This window comes from Antrihabitans stalagmiti (assembly GCF_016482825.1).
Taxonomy (GTDB): Bacteria; Actinomycetota; Actinomycetes; order Mycobacteriales; family Mycobacteriaceae; genus Antrihabitans; species Antrihabitans stalagmiti.
The window spans coordinates 382,760-400,594 of the sequence record NZ_JAEMNV010000002.1; the positions used below are offsets into that span (position 1 = coordinate 382,760).

Annotated in this window: 11 protein-coding genes; 3 read left to right on the forward strand and 8 right to left on the reverse strand. The window is 64.8% G+C overall.

Translation table 11 applies throughout. From position 1 onward, the window contains the following. Nucleotides 1-19: 19 nt before the first annotated feature. The 5 genes from JGU71_RS06110 to JGU71_RS06130 all read right to left on the reverse strand — a co-directional run bounded on the left by JGU71_RS06110 (nt 20) and on the right by JGU71_RS06130 (nt 8,878). Nucleotides 20-898, reverse strand: a complete 879-nt coding sequence (locus tag JGU71_RS06110; protein WP_199703138.1) for a transglutaminase family protein — start codon at nt 896-898, stop codon at nt 20-22. After that, on the reverse strand, nt 895-3,453 hold the full coding sequence (locus JGU71_RS06115) for a circularly permuted type 2 ATP-grasp protein (protein ID WP_307829524.1): 2,559 nt from the start codon (nt 3,451-3,453) through the stop codon (nt 895-897). The genes JGU71_RS06110 and JGU71_RS06115 overlap by 4 nt, the downstream gene beginning before the upstream one ends. Nucleotides 3,454-3,491: 38 nt before the next feature. Beyond that, complete coding sequence (locus JGU71_RS06120; RefSeq protein ID WP_199703140.1) at nt 3,492-6,875, reverse strand: transglutaminase family protein; 3,384 nt, start codon at nt 6,873-6,875, stop codon at nt 3,492-3,494. 100 nt (nt 6,876-6,975) lie between these two features. Further along, complete coding sequence (lat, locus tag JGU71_RS06125; RefSeq protein WP_199703141.1) at nt 6,976-8,301, reverse strand: L-lysine 6-transaminase; 1,326 nt, start codon at nt 8,299-8,301, stop codon at nt 6,976-6,978. A 67-nt stretch (nt 8,302-8,368) separates the two neighbouring features. Then, nucleotides 8,369-8,878: an Lrp/AsnC family transcriptional regulator gene (locus JGU71_RS06130; protein WP_199703142.1), complete on the reverse strand. Its 510-nt coding sequence runs from the start codon at nt 8,876-8,878 to the stop codon at nt 8,369-8,371. Nucleotides 8,879-9,053: 175 nt separating this feature from the next. Between JGU71_RS06130 and amaB the strand changes: the two genes are divergently transcribed. Continuing rightward, nucleotides 9,054-10,577: an L-piperidine-6-carboxylate dehydrogenase gene (amaB, locus tag JGU71_RS06135; RefSeq protein WP_199703143.1), complete on the forward strand. Its 1,524-nt coding sequence runs from the start codon at nt 9,054-9,056 to the stop codon at nt 10,575-10,577. Here amaB and JGU71_RS06140 read toward each other — a convergent pair. Then, nucleotides 10,556-11,140 (reverse strand): histidine phosphatase family protein, encoded by a 585-nt coding sequence (locus JGU71_RS06140; RefSeq protein WP_199703144.1) that lies wholly within the window; start codon nt 11,138-11,140, stop codon nt 10,556-10,558. The genes amaB and JGU71_RS06140 overlap by 22 nt on opposite strands. A gap of 125 nt (nt 11,141-11,265) precedes the next feature. Here JGU71_RS06140 and JGU71_RS06145 point away from each other — a divergent pair, with 125 nt between their 5' ends. Together JGU71_RS06145 and JGU71_RS06150 are read left to right on the forward strand one after the other, a co-directional pair. Beyond that, nucleotides 11,266-15,768, forward strand: a complete 4,503-nt coding sequence (locus JGU71_RS06145) for an ATP-dependent helicase (RefSeq protein WP_199703145.1) — start codon at nt 11,266-11,268, stop codon at nt 15,766-15,768. Then, nucleotides 15,761-16,519: an Fpg/Nei family DNA glycosylase gene (locus JGU71_RS06150; RefSeq protein WP_199703146.1), complete on the forward strand. Its 759-nt coding sequence runs from the start codon at nt 15,761-15,763 to the stop codon at nt 16,517-16,519. Before JGU71_RS06145 ends, JGU71_RS06150 begins: the two co-directional genes overlap by 8 nt. Here JGU71_RS06150 and JGU71_RS06155 read toward each other — a convergent pair. Together JGU71_RS06155 and JGU71_RS06160 are read right to left on the reverse strand one after the other, a co-directional pair. Beyond that, nucleotides 16,516-17,178, reverse strand: a complete 663-nt coding sequence (locus JGU71_RS06155; protein ID WP_199703147.1) for a thioredoxin-like domain-containing protein — start codon at nt 17,176-17,178, stop codon at nt 16,516-16,518. The two genes, JGU71_RS06150 and JGU71_RS06155, sit on opposite strands and share 4 nt — an antisense overlap. Then, nucleotides 17,175-17,819: a TetR/AcrR family transcriptional regulator gene (locus JGU71_RS06160; RefSeq protein ID WP_199703148.1), complete on the reverse strand. Its 645-nt coding sequence runs from the start codon at nt 17,817-17,819 to the stop codon at nt 17,175-17,177. Before JGU71_RS06160 ends, JGU71_RS06155 begins: the two co-directional genes overlap by 4 nt. Between the last annotated feature and the right edge of the window lie 16 nt (nt 17,820-17,835).

Here is a 17,835-nt window from a genome sequence, read left to right on the forward strand (position 1 = left end):
TTCTGTCCTCCGTCGTTGTCTATCGGTTGATCAGTGGCGCCACGTCGACGGACACCGCGATTGTGCTCTTTTTCGAATCCGTGTAGATGACCCCGCGAAGCGGAGGAACATCTGCATAGTCTCTACCCCATGCGACCGTTATGTAACGCTCGTCGGCGCGCTGATCGTTGGTTGGATCGAACGCCAACCACGTGTCCCCCGTCAACCACACCGCAGCCCAGGCATGGGTGGCATCGACTCCGACCATACGTTCTTTTCCTGGCGGCGGATCGGTCGCCAGGTATCCCGACACGTAACGGGCCGCCAATCCGCGGCTACGCAGGCACGCGATCGCCATCCTTGCGAAGTCCTGACACACACCGGTGCGATCACGCAGCACCTCGTCGACGCGGGTCGAAACCGTCGTCGAACCCGACTTGTAGGTGAAGTCGGTGTAGATCCGGTGGGTGAGGTCGGTGATCACCTCGTCGACCGATCGGCCTCCCACGAAGATCGAGTCCGCGTACTCCCTGACCGCCGCAGTGATCTCAGGAGGGTGGAGGTCGAGGGAAAATTCGTAGGCGATGGCGCCGTCGGGGCTGCTCGCGGTCGGCCGGATCGATTCCCACGGCGCCGACAGCAGGTCCGCAGGGGGTGTCGGCGCGTCGACCTCGACGGTCGATTCGCCGGTGACCACCAACTCTTTGTGCGCTGTCGTGACGTGAAAGAAGATGTTGTCGTTGCCGTAGACGTCGTGGCCCGAGGACTGATCCGTCGGCTGGGGTGTGACTGTCACACCGGTCTCCAGCACCCGCTGGCCCGGCAGTTCCCGCGGCGTCAGGTAGCCCCGCCCGTAGGAGGACGACACGGAATCCGAGTAACCGTAGGTCGTTCGGTGGGTGATTCGATATCGCCTCATGGCATGTACCGGCCCATCGCGTCGCCCCACAGCGGCTGCATGCCGGTCGGGACTGCCATCTTGTCGGTGAGCACACCCGAGAGTTCGCGCAGCGATTCGTGGACGCCGTCGGAGAGCTCGCGAAGTTCGGTACGAACACCGTCGGCGTCGGCGATCTCGAGGTCGACAGGGTCGGCGCGGCGCAGCCGAGCGCCGATATCCTCGACGAGCCGTTCCGCGCGGCTGGATCCGGATGCGTCGGGCAACGCGCGCAGGTTGGCACGGATGCGTTCGAGTTGGTACACCAGCGAGCGCGGGTTTCCCTCGTCGAACAACAGCAGCAAAGCGACAGCGGCCACCCGAACCTGGCCGCGGTTGCGGCGCCGGTAGGTGACCGACGATTCGGTCGTGGCAAGAACCGAGTCGATGATCGCTCGCTCGGTGCTCGGGTTCTGCGCGCTTGTCAGCGTCGCCGAAAGCAGCTTCGTCAGTTGCAGGCCACGTTCGATTCGCTTGCCGGTGTCGGTGACGTACCAACCCGCGTCGTGCACCATCGACTCCGCCGACAGACCCGACAGAGCCAACATTCCGTCACGAATGGTGCCCTGGGCGTCCCTGAGCAGCACCGAATCGTTGGACCCGTCCGAGCCAGCACGCGTGAGAGCACGTTGCAGCCCGCTCAGCACGGACCACGTATCGTTCGAAAGCTGATCTCGCACAGCGCGACACGCTTGCTGCAGGCGGCCGACCGATTGCGCGAGCGAGCCGGGGCGCGCCGCATCGACCGTCAACGACCGCAACTGTGCATCGGCGTCGTCGGCGCCGAATTCGACCGGTCCGGACCCTGCCGATGCGGTGACCGCCGCGAACAACACAGGCAGGCAATCACTTCCGTCCATCCACGGGCGGTGGCGATAATCGGCGACCTTGTCACGAACCGCGATGAGGAGCCGCGACGTATGCTCCGCGCGCTCGGCGTAGCGGCCGATCCAGTAGAGGTCGTCGAGGACACGCGGCGACGTGATCGCCTCTGCTGCAGCACCTTCCAGGTCCGGCAAGACCTCCGGCAGGGTCAGAGCGCTCGGCGAACCGGCTTCGGCGGGAGTGGCGATCTCCGCGGACCTGAGCCAGATGTCCTTTGCTGCAGAGGATACGACGCTCCCGTCCCTGCCGACATGTAGCACGACGGCACCCAAACCGCCGTTGAGCGCCGCGTATCCACCACGTTGAGCAACGGAGAACATACGGAACTGCACCGGAGCCGATGCGATGCCGTGCGCGGAATCGATCGGCGCACTCGAGTAGGCGGGAAGTTCGACACCGACCCAATTCGTCGGCGCCGCCTCGATCTGCGAACGCAGGTCGTCCTTCTCCTCGGCCGTCAGTGCGGCACCGAGTACGGCGGTACCGCGGCGAACGTGCTCGAAAACCAGATCGTCCATACGCGCCAACAGGTGTGAGCGCTCCGCGGGTTCGCCGGCCCAATACCGCGGAACGGATTCGAGCAACAGGTCCTCGTCGAGCAGTCGCCGGCACAGGTCCGGGAGCAGACGAGGCAGACCGGGAGCTTCGAGTATCCCGCTACCGAGTGTGTTGACGACGGTCACGCGGCCCCGGCGCATCACCTCGACGAGCCCGACCACGCCGAGTCGGGAATCGGTTCGCAGATCGAGCGGATCGGAGAAGGCGGCGTCGACGCGACGAAGGACGACGTCGACGCGTTTCAACGTACCGAGCGACCGCATCCAGAGCTGGCCGTCCCGAACCACGAGGTCCGCGCTCTCGACGAGCGGAAATCCGAGCACCGTCGCAAGGTGCGCCTGGTCGAACGCCGTTTCCGAATGCGCGCCTGGGCTGAGCACGACGACAACAGGGTCTTCGGCTGCTGCGGGTGCCGCGTCGATCAACGCGACCCGCATCGCCTGCGCGAAACCGGACAGCGGCCGCGGCGACACATCCTGGAACACGGTCGGCAGGGCGCGCGAGATCACGCGACGGTCGGCGAGTGAGTATCCGACACCCGACGGCGCCTGGGTGCGATCAGCGATGACCCGGAACGAGCCGTCACGGCCTCGCGAGATGTCGGCGGCGTGCATAAAGAGCTGATGGCGGGCCGGTACCGAAATACCGTGCGCGGCGCGGATATAGCGAGGATCGGCGAAGATCAGTTCGGGCGGGAGGAACCCGTCGCGAACCATCTGCATCGGACCGTAGATGTCGGCGAGGATTGCGTCGAGCAGTCGTGATCGCTGCAGCAGACCGGCTTCCAGTGGCGCCCAGTCGGCAGCGGAGAACACCAGAGGTAGACCGTCGAGCATCCAGGCCGACGGTGACGTGAGCGTCTTACCGTTGTCGGTGCCGGTGATCTCGTTGTAGGTGATGCCGTCGTTGTCGACGAGGTTGTGAATTCGGTCGCGCAACGATTCGAGCGCTCGGCCGCCACGATCGAGAACGTTCGTCGAGAGTTCCCGCCACTGCTGCCGGACCTCACCGTTGCTGTCGAGTAGCTCGTTGTACCCGGACAGCTCTCCTCCGACAATTCGTGTGCCGATGACATCGAAAAGAACGCTGTCCACAACTGTGTCGAAACCCCCTGTGGGGTGTCTTCCTCCCGTCAACGCAGAACCGAATTCACCCTTCGGAGGTCAAGGATGCCAGGGGCACTGCCATCTGTTGCGATTCGGGCCTGCATTTCGTGCAACGCAGCGACGTCGATCTCACCCGCCGAGAAGCCGATTTCCTCGAATCGCCTGTTGCGGCGCGATTCCGCAGCAACCGCATTGACCGGCGGACCGTCGTAGGCGCGCCCACCCGGGTGGACGACGTGGTAGACGCAACCGCCACGCGAGCGTGCCGATGCGATGTCGACGAGGTCGAAGACGAGCGGGCTCTGCACCTCGATCGTCGGGTGCAGGGCACTCGGCGGCTGCCATGCGCGGTACCGAATTCCGGCGACCTGAACGTCGGCCTTGTCGGTGGCCTGCAGTGGTACAGGAATGCCGTTGACGGTCAGGGCGTGCCGACCGCGATCGGCACCGACGACCCGGACCTGCAGCCGTTCGACGGACGAATCGACGTAGCGTGCGGTTCCGGTGAGCGAGGACTCCTCACCGAGCACGTTCCACGGTTCGATCGCCGAGCGCAGCTCGATCTCGACGCCGTTGTGTACGACGGTGCCGATCCGCGGGAAACGGAACTCCGTGAACGGTTCGAGCCAGCTGGTGTCGAACTCGATGCCGTGGTGCCGCAGGTCTTCGGCGACCTCGGCGATATCGCTGATCACGTAGTGCGGCAACAGGTAGCGCCCGTGCAGGTTTGCGCCGTGCTGGATGAGCGGTGCCTGCAGCGGCTTGTCCCAGAACCGCGCGACCAGCGAACGGACGAGCAGCGACTGCACCATCGCCATCTGGTGATGCGGCGGCATCTCGAATCCGCGCAGTTCGAGCAGGCCGAGGCGACCACGCGCGGAATCGGGGCTGTACATCTTGTCGATGCAGAACTCGGCTCGGTGTGTGTTGCCGGTGAGGTCTGTCAGTAGGTGCCGCAGCGCGCGATCGACGAGCCATGGCTTGGCAGTCTCGGCGGTCTTGTCGTCGGCCTCGGCGGCTACTTCGGCAGCGTCCAATTCCTTGCTGCAGCGGGCTATTTCGCCGAATGCGATCTCCAGCTCGTAGAGCGACTCGATCCGTCCCTCGTCGACCCGGGGCGCCTGCGAGGTCGGCCCGATGAAGCGGCCCGAGAAGAGATAGGACAGCGACGGGTGCCGTTGCCAGTAGGTCAGCAGCGAGACGAGCAGATCCGGGCGCCGCAACATGGGCGAATCCTTCGGCGTCGCACCACCGAGGGTGATGTGATTGCCGCCGCCGGTGCCGCCGTGGGTGCCGTCGTGGTCGAACGACTCGGTACTCAACCGCGACAGTCGGGCCTGCTCGTAGAGTGTCGCAAGCAGTTCGGACTGTTCGGCGAACGATGCCGTCGGTTGTACGTTCACCTCGATCACACCGGGATCGGGTGTGACGGTGAGCGTTTGCAGCCGCGGATCCGACGGCGGACCGTACCCCTCGATGACGACGGGCACACCGGAGTCGGCGGCGGCCAGTTCGATCTGGCCGAGCAGTTCCGCGAAGTGTTCGAGTTCGGCCAACGGCGGCATGAACACGTAGAGCACACCGTCGCGAACTTCGGCGACCAAAGCTGTTGTCGGAACGAAGTTCTTCGGTTCCGACACCGCTGCGGGCGAACCTGCGGGCACCGCCCTGGCGGCAAGCGGCAGCGGTCCCGTGTCGGCGGTCGGATCCGACTCCGGTTGCGGGTCAGGCGGATCCCACGAGATCGATTCGAGCGGCAAGCGCAGACCAGCGGGAGAATCGCCGTCCAGCAACACGATTCGACCGCGCCGCAGTCGCCAGTCGGCACTCTCCCACGAGGCGCCGTCTTCGCTTCGGTTGAGTGGGAGGACGAACGCGGCCGGTTCGACGACGGGGTCGTCGAGGCGGTCGAGCAGAGCGGCTCGTGCTGCGGTGGAATCGTTTTCGGGTTCCAGGTCGGGTGTCGAGGTGGTATCGATCGGGCTGCCGGCCGGCATCCGCAGTTTGGTGTGCAACCTGCCGATCGAGTCCTCGTAGGCCGGTCGAGCCTGGGTCAACGGCAAACCGAACTGCGCCGCAACGGATTCGATCAATTCCTGGGCATCGTGGTTACGCGCAGGCGGAGGTTTGACGGCACCCCACGGGTCTGCGAGCAATGCGGGATCGGTCCACAAGGCTTCCCCGTCGGTACGCCAGAAGAGTCCGATCTGCCACCGCGGCAACGGTTCTCCGGGATACCACTTGCCCTGGCTACGTTGCACGAAACCGGTCGGGGCGTAGATCCCCCTGAGCCGCTCGGCGAGCGCACTTGCGCGCTCGCGCTTGTGCGGGCCATCCGCGGCGGTCGTCCACTCGGCGGATTCCTGGTCGTCGATGGACACGAACGTCGGTTCACCACCCATGGTGAGTCGCACGTCTGCCGCCTCGAGACGCTGGTCGACCTCGGCGCCGAGCGCGGTGATCGCCGACCACTGCTTCTCGTTGTAGGGCAACGTAACCCGAGGATCCTCGTGGATGCGCTTGACCGTGTTCGAGAAGTCGAGGGTTGCCTCGCACCTGCCGGTCGCTCCGGAAATCGGTGCAGCAGACGCCGGATGCGGAGTCGCCGAGAGGGGTATGTGGCCCTCGCCTGCGAACAGTCCCGACGTCGGGTCGAGCCCGACCCACCCGGCCCCCGGCAGGTACACCTCGGTCCACGCGTGGAGATCGGTGAAGTCGGCCGCGGGGCCCGACGGTCCGTCGAGGGCAGCGATGTCGGAGGTCAGCTGAATGAGGTAGCCGGACACGAAACGCGCTGCCAGACCGAACTCGCGCAGCACCGATACCAGCAGCCACGCGCTGTCGCGGCACGAGCCGATCCCGGTGGTGAGCGTGTGGTCCGGCGTCTGAACGCCTGCTTCGAGCCGAACCGTGTACGCGACGTCCGCGAGGACAGCGTTGTTGAGCGCGACAAGGAAATCGATGGTGCGGATGCCTTCGGGGATCTCGACGTTCTTAACCCAGTCACGGAGCCCCGCACCCGGACCGGACCCGTCACCCGCCTCGTCGACAGGACGAAGGTACGGCTCGAGGTCGACGGCAAGAGCCTTCGGATACTCGAAGCCGAAGTACTCGGCGAAGTCTTCGATGAAGAAGTCGAGCGGATTGATCGATTCCATGTCGGCGACGAGACCGACCGTGATCGAGAGCGACTTCGTACGCTCCGGAAAGACTATGCGCGCGAGGAAGTTTCCGAACGCGTCCTGCTGCCAGTTGAGGAAATGGTCCGCGGGCTCGATGACGAGCGAGAAGGCCTCGATGGGCGTACGCGAGTGCGGCGCCGGGCGCAGCCGAACGACATGAGGATAGATCTCGACCATCCGGTCGAACTCGTAGCTTGTTCGGTGCTCCAGGGCGACTTTGATTCCCATTCGATATTGCCTTCCGCCGCGGTAGTCCTCGAAGGCTACCGGCCTGCGCGTCGCGCGGCAGGTCGAGTGGTCGGCAAGTCTGTAGGGGCCACCGACGCAGCTACCCTTCCAGCCGGGTCAACACCCGGTCGAGCGCGCCGACTGCTGCGTCGAGGTCGGACCGGGTCACCGTCAACGGTGGTCTGAACCGAATGCCTCGTTCGCCTGTGCCGAGGACGAGGACGCGTTCGTCGTCACGCAGGGCCGCAACCACCCGGTCGCGGAGTTCCGCTGACGGCAAGGTCACAGCACACATAAGCCCACGTCCGCGTGGATCGGTGACCGTCGGGTGCTTGACAGCAAGATGCTCGAGCAGGTTCAGCAACTGCAGGCCGAGGTCGCGCGCGGTGTCGATCAGACCGTCCTGCTCGATCACTTCGAGTATTCGCCGTGCGCGGACCATGTCGGTGAGGTTGCCGCCCCATGTGGAGTTGATGCGAGAGCCGACGTGAAATACGTTGTCCGCCACCTCGTCCACACGACCGCCTGCCATGATTCCGCACACCTGCGTCTTCTTTCCGAAAGCGACGACGTCCGGGCGCAATCCGAGTTGCTGGTAGGCCCACGCCGTTCCCGTCATCCCGACGCCCGTCTGTACCTCGTCGAGGACGAACAGCGCGTCGTTCGCGCGGCACAGCTCGGCCATCGCGTGGAAGAACTCGGCACGGATGTGGCGGTCGCCGCCCTCGCCCTGAATCGGCTCGGCGATGAAACACGCTATGTCGTTGGGGTTTTCGGCAAACGCCCGTTTTGCCTGAGCGAGCGCCTCCGCTTCTGCTGCCGCGACGTCGCGGCCTTCGGCGAGGTAGGGCGAATCGATGCGAGGCCAATCGAATTTAGGGAAGCGAGCGACCTTGTTCGGGTCGGTGTTGGTCAGCGACATCGTGTATCCGCTGCGACCGTGGAACGCTCCGGTCAGATGCATGACCTTCGTTCCGAGCGCGGGGTCGAGGCCGCGCGACTCGTTCAACCGTGACTTCCAGTCGAAGGCAACCTTGAGTGCATTCTCGACGGCGAGCGCACCACCGTCGACGAAGAACAGGTGTGGCAGCGACGGATCACCGAGGACTCGAGCGAACGCAGCGACGAACCGAGCCATCGGAACCGTGTAGATATCGGAGTTGCTCGGTTTGTTCACCGCAACTTCGGCGATCTCGCGCATGAAGTCACGGTCACCGGTCAGGGACGGGTGATTCATCCCGAGCGCCGACGATGCGAAAAAGCTGAACATGTCGAGGTAGACGGTGCCGTCTCGTTGGTCGACCAGACGCGTTCGGTTCGACCTCGTGAGGTCGAGTACAAGATCGAACCCGTCCACCAGCATGTGCTTCGTGAGCGTGCTGTGGACCGAGTCGGCGGTGGTATCCGGCTGCAGAAGTGCGGTCATACCCCCGAGGATACGACAATATTGTCGGAATGCTTACGCTATTGCCATAACATTTACTGCAACTGGCCTACTTGTCGTAAAATGTTTGGAGGATGATGGTGCTGCGGGTATTGACGTTCGCCGTTGCCCTGATTTCGTGGAGGACTTGCTCCAGATGACGCGGCGACCCGACTCGCACCATCAGGACGTAGCTCTCTTCGCCCGCTACCGAGTGGCACGACTCGATGGAGGGCATGTGCTGCAATCTCGCCGGCGCGTCGTCGGGCTGAGACGGATCGAGAGGAGTGATGGCGACAAATGCAGACAACATCTGTCCCAAGGCCTCTGGATCAACGGTTGCCGTATAGCCCCGGATCACACCTCGCGCTTCGAGTCTGCGCACACGCGACTGCACTGCAGACACCGAAAGGCTCGCTTTCTCGGCAAGATTCGACAAAGTCGCACGACCGTCTGCGACCAACTCTCGGATCAAAAGTCTGTCGATTTCGTCGATCGCGATCTTCGCTGGCTCCGCACGCCCGACGGGTGGACGCGGAACCAATGTGCCGGGCGAACCTGGCCTCGGTGTCTCTGCCATCAGCGAAGGCTAACGCAGTAGTGCCGGTCCATGGCCGAAACTCGGTACCTGCGCACCAAACTCGCATCGACCTTGCTTGTCATGTCAACGCGGAACCTGCTCTCCGACATTCGGATTCGCACAAACTGGAACACACGCAAGTCACTTCTACCAGCTCGAGTCGAAAGGCATAACGATGGCAACTCTCGAGGCAAGAGCCGACGCCGCGCTCACCCGGATGTCGGCACACGTCGAGAGCGGTGATACCTCCGACGTTGTCGTTTCACGCTCCCCCATCACCGGAGAAGTACTGCGGACGCTGGCGAGCAGCTCATCCGACGACGTGGACCGCGCAATCGCCGATGCTCGCAAAGCCTTCGACGCGTGGCGTGTTGTGCCCGCACCGGTACGTGCGGGCGTGGTCAGGAGGCTCGGCGCGCTGCTGACCGAACACAAGGACGATCTCGCCGAACTCGTGACCCTCGAGGCGGGCAAGATCACCTCCGAAGCCCGTGGCGAGGTTCAGGAGATGATCGACATCTGCGAGTTCGCAGTCGGGTTGTCGCGCCAGTTGTACGGCAAGACAATGGCATCCGAGCGTCCGGGCCATCGGCTGATGGAGACGTGGCACCCGCTGGGCGTTGTCGGTGTGATCTCCGCGTTCAACTTTCCGGTCGCGGTGTGGTCGTGGAACACGGCGCTCGCTCTGGTGTGCGGGGACACCGTGGTGTGGAAGCCGTCCGACGCCACTCCCCTCACCGCCGTCGCGTGCGCTGCGCTGCTGCGTCGCGCCTGCGTCGACGTCGGCGCCGATCCTGCGATCCACCAGCTCGTTCAGGGTTCGGTGGCCGTCGGCGAGCAACTCACCGACGATCCACGGGTAGCACTCGTGAGCGCGACGGGGTCGGTCCGGATGGGCCGGGCCATCGCACCGAGGGTCGCTGCACGATTCGGCAGGTGCCTGCTCGAGCTCGGCGGAAACAACGCGGCGATCGTCGCACCGTCGGCCGACCTCGATCTCGCCGTCCGCGGCATCGTCTTCTCTGCGGCAGGCACCGCTGGGCAGCGGTGCACAAGTTTGCGTCGGGTCATTGCGCACACCTCGATTCTCGACGAGCTGGTCGATCGCGTGTCCGCCGCGTACGCCCAACTGCGCGTTGGCAATCCGTTCGAGGACGGAGTTCTGGTCGGTCCGCTGATCAACGCCAATGCTTTCGACACGATGCAGACAGCTCTCGAGAAGGCGCAATCCGACGGCGGCACAGTTGTTTTCGGAGGAGGACGGGTAGGCGGGTCGGACGGGGACGGGGACGGGGACGCGTACTACGTCACACCCGCCATTGTCCGAATGCCTGCACAGACGTCGGTCGTCGAGGAGGAGACGTTTGCGCCGATTCTGTACGTGCTGACGTACGAGACGTTGGATGAGGCCGTCGCATTGCACAACGCTGTGCCGCAAGGCCTTTCGTCGGCAATCTTCACAAACGATCAACGTGAGGCCGAACGCTTCCTCGCTGCGGACGGGTCCGACTGCGGGATTGCGAACGTCAACATCGGTACGTCGGGCGCCGAGATCGGCGGTGCTTTCGGTGGCGAGAAGGAGACCGGCGGCGGCAGGGAGTCCGGATCGGATTCGTGGCAGGCCTATATGCGGCGCGCGACCAACACCATCAACTACTCCGACCGGTTACCACTCGCTCAGGGCGTCGACTTCGGGTAGTCGTAGCCCGTCGATCGCAGGGTGAAGCTGCTGCCGCGATGGTGCAACCGGGTCACGCTCAGCGGCGGTATATCGATGCGCCAGAACGACTTCGGCGGTGCATCGAGTGCGATGAGAACGGCCGCCCTTGCGATCGCTGGATGTGTGATCGCAAGCGTGTTCTGTTGCGCCGCAACCGTATCGCGTAACCATCCGGCGACGCGGTCGATCAGTTCGACGATCGATTCGCCATGGGGCGGTTGATATTCGGGGTCAGTGAGCCATGCCATCAGGTCTTCGGGCGCAAGATCCTCCATGGTGAGGCCGCGCCAGGAGCCGTAGTCGAGGTCGGTCAGCGTGGCGTCGAGTTCGCCGCTGAGTCCGAGTGCTTCCGCTGTTTGGGTTGCCCGCAGTTCGGGCGCAATCCTGATCCGGGGCGCGGACATCGGTTCTGCGCGAGCGCAATCTCGGAGGCCGACTGCATTGAGCGGCTCATCGACGGGAAATCGTGCGGTCCGTAGCGCGTCGGTGGCACCGTGGCTGACCAGTGCAATCCGCAATACGCGGGGGTCAGCGGAGGTCACAGTTTCCGAGTATCGCACGGGATCAGGGGTCCCCAGCCTTCGTCCAGCGATGTCAGGGGCGCCCCGACTCCGCTCGACTCAGCGCTTCGGCGAACTATGTCGGTGGGTGAGGGCAGGATGGAGGCATGCAATTCTCTGCCCCCACCCAGACGTGGTTCGACGGCGCCTTCCCAGCGCCGACGGCTGCGCAGCTTGGGGCTTGGGAATCGATCGCTGCCGGACGTCACACCCTGGTCGTCGCGCCCACCGGCTCTGGCAAAACCCTGTCCGCGTTCCTGTGGGCCATCGATCAGTTGGCGATCCGAGAGGCCGATAAGGGCGCGGCCAAAACCAAGGTCCTCTACGTTTCCCCACTCAAGGCGCTTGCCGTCGACGTCGAGCGCAACCTCCGCTCACCGCTGATCGGCATCACACAGACCGCCAAGCGGCTCGGCATGTCGCCACCGGAGATCTCGGTCGGTGTACGGTCCGGCGATACGACCCCCGCCGACCGCCGCAGGCTCATCACCAAACCTCCCGACATTCTGATCACAACACCCGAGTCGCTTTTTCTGATGCTGACGTCGGCCGCTCGGGAGACGTTGAGCGAGGTCGACACGGTGATCGTCGACGAGGTGCACGCCGTCGCCGCGACCAAACGCGGCGCTCACCTGGCCCTCTCGCTCGAACGGCTCGATTGGCTGCTCGACAAGCCGGCGCAACGCATCGGACTTTCGGCGACCGTGCGCCCACACGAGGAAGTCGGGCGTTTCCTCACCGGTAGCGCGCCGATCAACATCGTCGCCCCGCCTTCGCCGAAGACCTTCGATCTGTCGGTTCGTGTTCCGCTCGCGGACATGACCGAGCTCGGGGTGTCACCGTCCGGCGACGAGGAGTCGGGCGGTTCGATCTGGCCGCACGTCGAGGAGCAGATCGTCGACCTCGTTCTCGAGCATCGGTCGTCGATCGTGTTCGCCAACTCCCGGAGGCTGTCGGAACGGCTGACGGCACGACTCAACGAGATCTATGCCGGACGGATCGGCGCCGAGGTAGAGACCGAGCACAAACCCGCTTCGATGATCGGCTCGCCGTCCGAAGTGAACCACGGTGCGGCTCCACTGCTGGCACGTGCGCACCACGGCTCGGTCAGCAAGGATCAGCGCGCGCTCATCGAGGACGATCTCAAATCCGGCCGCCTCCGCTGCGTCGTCGCAACGAGCAGCCTGGAGCTCGGCATCGACATGGGCGCAGTCGATCTCGTCGTGCAGGTCGAAGCACCGCCGTCGGTGTCGAGCGGCTTGCAGCGGGTCGGGCGAGCAGGTCACCAGGTCGGCGAAATCTCCAAGGGTGTGCTGTTTCCGAAGCACCGCACCGACCTCATCCATTGCACCGTCACGGCCATGCGCATGACGGCGGGTCAGATCGAAGCGATGAAGGTGACCCCGAATCCGCTCGACATCCTCGCCCAGCAAACGGTCGCCGCCTGCGCGTTGGAACCGATCGACGCCGCGGACTGGTTCGATGCCGTACGCCGTACCGGTAGCTTCGCGACCCTGCCCAAGTCTGCCTACGAATCCACGCTCGACCTCCTGTCCGGACGCTACCCGTCCGACGAATTCGCCGAACTCCGTCCGCGATTGGTCTGGGACCGCGACGCAGGCACCCTCACCGGTCGGCCGGGTTCGCAACGTCTTGCCGTCACCTCCGGTGGCGCGATACCGGACCGTGGCATGTTCGCGGTGTACATGGTCGGCGAAAAGGCTTCGCGCGTAGGTGAACTCGACGAGGAGATGGTCTACGAATCCCGCGTCGGCGACGTCTTCGCCCTCGGCGCAACCAGCTGGCGCATCGAAGAGATCACCTTCGACCGGGTGTTGGTCAGCCCCGCCTACGGCATACCCGGCCGCCTCCCGTTCTGGCACGGCGACGGCCTCGGCAGACCCGCCGAACTCGGCGAGGCACTCGGCGGCTTCCTGCGTACAGCGACATCGAAAGATCGCGAGGAAGTCGTCGCGCAATGTCGCGCAGCAGGTTTGAACGATTTCGCGGTCGACAACCTGTTCGCACTGATCGACGAGCAACGCAACGCGACGGGCACCGTGCCGACGGACCGCACGTTGGTGGTCGAGCGGTTCCGCGACGAACTCGGCGACTGGCGGCTCGTACTGCATTCACCGTACGGGCTACCGGTGCACGCGCCGTGGGCGCTTGCAATCGGCGCACGCTTGCAAGCGAAATTCGACATCGACGTCTCCCCCACCGCCTCCGACGACGGCATCATCGTCCGGCTCCCCGACACCGACGACAACCCACCTGGCGCCGAACTGTTCGCGTTCGAGCACGACGAAATAGACGACCTGGTCACCGAGCAGGTCGGTGGCTCGGCGCTTTTCGCCTCCAGGTTCCGCGAATGCGCTGCGCGAGCGCTACTTCTGCCGCGTCGCGACCCCGGCAAGAGAGCGCCGCTGTGGCAACAGCGGCAGCGGTCGGCGCAACTGCTCGATGTGGCGCGCAAGTTCCCGACCTTTCCGATCCTGCTCGAGACGGTCCGCGAATGCCTGCAGGACGTCTACGACCTGCCCGCACTCCGCGATCTTCTCGTTCGGCTGGCCCGTCGCCAGATCCGGATCATCGAAGTCGAAACTCAATCGCCGTCACCATTCGCGAAGGCACTGCTGTTCGACTATGTCGGCGCGTTTATGTACGAGGGCGACAGCCCGCTTGCCGAACGACGCGCAGCCGCGCTTTCGCTCGATTCGACGCTGCTCGCAGAATTGCTGGGCCGCGTCGAGCTACGAGAACTGCTGGACGCCAAGGTCATCGACGAGATCGAACTCGAGCTGCAGCGTCTCGCACCCGATCGCAAGGCTCGCGACGTCGAAGGTATCGCCGACCTGCTCAGGTTGCTCGGGCCGACGACGATCGACGAGTTGGCCGCCCGCTCCGACACCCCCGCGCTCGAAGCCGTCACGGCGCTAGCCGATGCTCGGCGTGCCCTCGAAGTCTCGTTTGCAGGCAAGGTCTGGTGGATCGCGATCGAGGACGCGAGCCGCATGCGGGACGCACTCGGTGTCGCGCTACCGATCGGCGTGCCTACCGCCTTCATCGAACCTGTACCCGACCCGCTCGGCGACCTCATCGCCCGCTACGCGCGCACACACGGACCCTTCACAACAGCCCAAGTCGCACAACGTTTCTCGGTCGGCGTGGCGGTCGCCGCAGCGGTCTTGCGCCGGCTGTCACTCGAAAAACGAGTTGTGGAAGGCGAATTCAGGCCAGGAACCACCGGTAGCGAATGGTGTGACGCCGGGGTCCTGCGGCGACTTCGGCGCCGGTCGCTCGCGGCGCTGCGACAGGAAGTCGAACCCGTCCCGACCGAAGCGCTCGGTCGATTCCTGCCCGCATGGCAACACGTGAACGGCACTTTGCGCGGCGTCGACGGTGTCGCGACAGTCATCGAACAGCTTGCGGGCGTGCCGATTCCGGCGTCGGCGTGGGAGTCTCTCGTCCTTCCGTCCCGCGTCGCGGACTATTCGCCTGCGATGTTGGACGAACTGACCTCGACAGGTGAGGTGGTGTGGTCGGGCAACGGTTCGATCACCGCCAAAGACGGCTGGGTGTGTCTGCAGCTTGCCGACCAAGCACCGTTTACAGTCCCACCGGCGAGCGAGATCGACCTTTCCGATCTGCAGGTGCAGGTCCTCGCAACGCTGAGCAGTGGCGGTGCCTTCTTCTTCCGGCAGTTGTCCGACACCGTGGGCGCCGCGATAGGCACCGTCGACGACACAGCCCTGGTCAAAGCGATGTGGGAACTTGTGTGGGCGGGCTACATCAGCGGCGATACGTTCGCTCCGGTTCGGTCCCTGATGTCAGGGACAGCGAGAACGAACACGAGCCACCGAGCGCCGCGGCGGATGCCGCGCTCACGTGCACTACGCAGCGTTCCTCGGCCGACGATGCCGACACGGTCGGGTCCACCGACCGCAGCGGGGCGCTGGTCGCTACTGCCGCAACCCGAGCCCGACCCGACGATCCGCGCGCACACCAGCGCCGACATCATTCTGGAACGCTACGGCGTCGTCACCCGCGGTTCGGTCGTCAACGAAGGCACACCCGGCGGCTTTGCGCTGATGTACAAGGTGCTCACGAACTTCGAGGACTCCGGCCGGTGTCGACGCGGCTACTTCGTCAATACCCTTGGTGGCGCTCAGTTCTCGACCTCCGACGTCGTCGACCGACTGCGTGAGTACGCCGGCAACAACGACGACCCCGACGCCGTAGGGACCGCCCTCGCACTCGCCGCGACCGATCCTGCCAACCCCTACGGTGCCGCGCTTCCGTGGCCGAGTTCCGACGAAGGCCACCGGCCCGGCCGAAAGGCGGGTGCGCTCGTCGTACTCGTCGACGGCGAACTGACGATGTACGTCGAGCGTGGCGGCAAGACGATCCTCACCTTCACCGACCGCGCCGACCGGCTCGATGCCGCAGCGACCGCATTGGCCGACCTCGTCAAGCATCGCCGCGTCGCCAAGCTTGTGATCGACAAGGCCGACGGCGAATCCATCCACGGCAGCACCCTCGCCCACATACTCGTCGGCGCGGGGTTTGCGCCGACACCGAGCGGATTGAGGCTGCGCGCCGGTGCCTGAGGGCGACAGCGTCTGGCGCGCAGCAAAACGCCTCCGACCCGCGCTGGAAGGCAAGCAGCTCACTGGCTGCGACGTTCGCGTGCCACGCTTTGCGACGGTCGACCTGTCGGGGCGGACCGTCGACGAAATCGTCACGCGCGGAAAACATCTGCTGATGCGCGTCGGCGACGCGACCATTCACACCCATCTGAAGATGGAAGGCGAATGGCACATCTACCCGCCGGGCGCGCGGTGGCGTCGACCCGCCTACCGCGCGAGAATCGTGCTGTCGACGAAAGATGCAGTCGTCGTTGGATTTTCGCTCGGAATCACCGAAATTCTCGCCCGCTCCGAAGAGGACCGCGTCATCGGCCATCTCGGTCCCGACCTCCTCGGTGCGGACTGGGACCCCGACGAAGCAGTGGCACGTCTACGCAGTGACCCGCTACGGCCCGTAGGGCTCGCGCTCCTCGACCAACGCAACCTCGCCGGAATCGGGAACATCTTCCGCAGCGAGGCGTGCTTCATGGCCCGCGTCGATCCGCGAACCGCTGTCGGCGACGTCGCCGACCTGCACGCCCTGATCGAACACGCGCGCATACTGCTCACGCAGTCGATTCGAACCCAGCGGCATCGGTCGTACGTCTACGGCCGAGCCCGATTGCCTTGTCCCCGTTGTCGAACGACGATCAGGAAGCTCGACCAAAGCGACAGTCCGTCAGCAGAGCGATACGTGTTCATCTGCCCGAAATGCCAACCAGCGCCGACCTAACGTGGCGGCGACGACCCGGCGGGCGGCTCACTCTCGTCGAAAGGCGGCGGATCGTCCGGATCGAACGAACCGACCACGGTCGCACACGTCGCGCCGACCTCGGGCGTCGTGTATTCGTTGACGCGTAGCGCCTCGATGAACTGGTCGATTCTCGGGTCGTCGGCATCGTCGAGTTTGAGCCGGTGACCCCACGATTGCAGCGAGATCGGTTGGTCCAGATCGGGATACGGCGACATCATCAGATAGGGCATCCCCTCGACTCGCTCGGCAAGCGCGTCGCGATCGGAGCCCGAGATGTCGTCGGGGTTGTATGCAATCCACACGGCACCGTGTTCGAGCGAATGCACCATGTTTTCGGTTCGTACCGCGGTCGGATACACGATGCCGGTGCAGGTCGCCCACACCTGATCGTGGGTTCCTCCGAACGGCGGACTCTCGTCGTATGCCACCCGCGCAGTCGATGGAACATGCTTGCCCGGCGGAAAGTCTTCGGTCTCGATTCCCGATATCGCAAGCGACGGATCCTGATTGTCTTCGCTGGGAACGAACGCATCGGTGCCCGCCTCGGCCCCGACGACAGGACTCCCCGAGATCTCGCCACCGCAGCCGGCGGCGAGAACCACCGCACCTGCTGCCAGTACACCGAATACTCGTCTCACCTGTGCAACCCCATTTCAGCATTCGACATTGCCGTGACCGGCCGATTCGCCTTTTCCAACATACCGACGCAATGGGCGACGAGGCGGTCGCGTCCGGGGGTGATCGTGCCGTCGAGGTATGCGGTGAACAGCGTTGTGAGTGCGCCGATCAGGCCGATCGATTCCATCTTCCGATCGTCCTCGTCGGCGATCCCGGTCAGTTGCGCCTCGATCAACGCGCCGAATCCGGGCGCCAGTTGCATTCCCCGCCCTCCGAGACCCGGTTCCGTGAGCGGTCCCACCAGCAAGACCCGGCCCATCTCCGGTCGATCGACGATCAATCCGACGAACGCTTCGATAGCCACTTTCGGCAGTTCGCGCTTCACCGGCGTCTGCGCTATTGCTTCGACGAGCGCATCACGAGCCAAACCCGCCACATGCTCGTACACCTCGAGGACGAACTGGTCCCGGTCGGCGAAGCTCGCGTAGAAGTAGCGTTCGGTCATCCCGGCCGCCTTGCACACTGCCCGCACGCTGACGGCGGGACCAGCGGCGGACCCGAGCAACTCGATGCCTGCCTGCAGCAGGTCCGCGCGCCGTATGCGCTGACGCTGCGCGATGTCGACGCCCGCCCAGCTGCGTGTTCCGTTCTCGGTGGCCACGACTCGAATCGTCCCA

Bases quoted from the DNA above. Each gene is read 5' to 3' on its own strand.
- JGU71_RS06110 (WP_199703138.1), bottom strand. From the start codon at position 898: ATGAGGCGATATCGAATCACCCACCGAACGACCTACGGTTACTCGGAT.
- JGU71_RS06120 (WP_199703140.1), bottom strand. From the start codon at position 6,875: ATGGGAATCAAAGTCGCCCTGGAGCACCGAACAAGCTACGAGTTCGAC.
- lat (WP_199703141.1), bottom strand. From the start codon at position 8,301: ATGACCGCACTTCTGCAGCCGGATACCACCGCCGACTCGGTCCACAGC.
- JGU71_RS06130 (WP_199703142.1), bottom strand. From the start codon at position 8,878: ATGGCAGAGACACCGAGGCCAGGTTCGCCCGGCACATTGGTTCCGCGT.
- amaB (WP_199703143.1), top strand. From the start codon at position 9,054: ATGGCAACTCTCGAGGCAAGAGCCGACGCCGCGCTCACCCGGATGTCG.
- JGU71_RS06145 (WP_199703145.1), top strand. From the start codon at position 11,266: ATGCAATTCTCTGCCCCCACCCAGACGTGGTTCGACGGCGCCTTCCCA.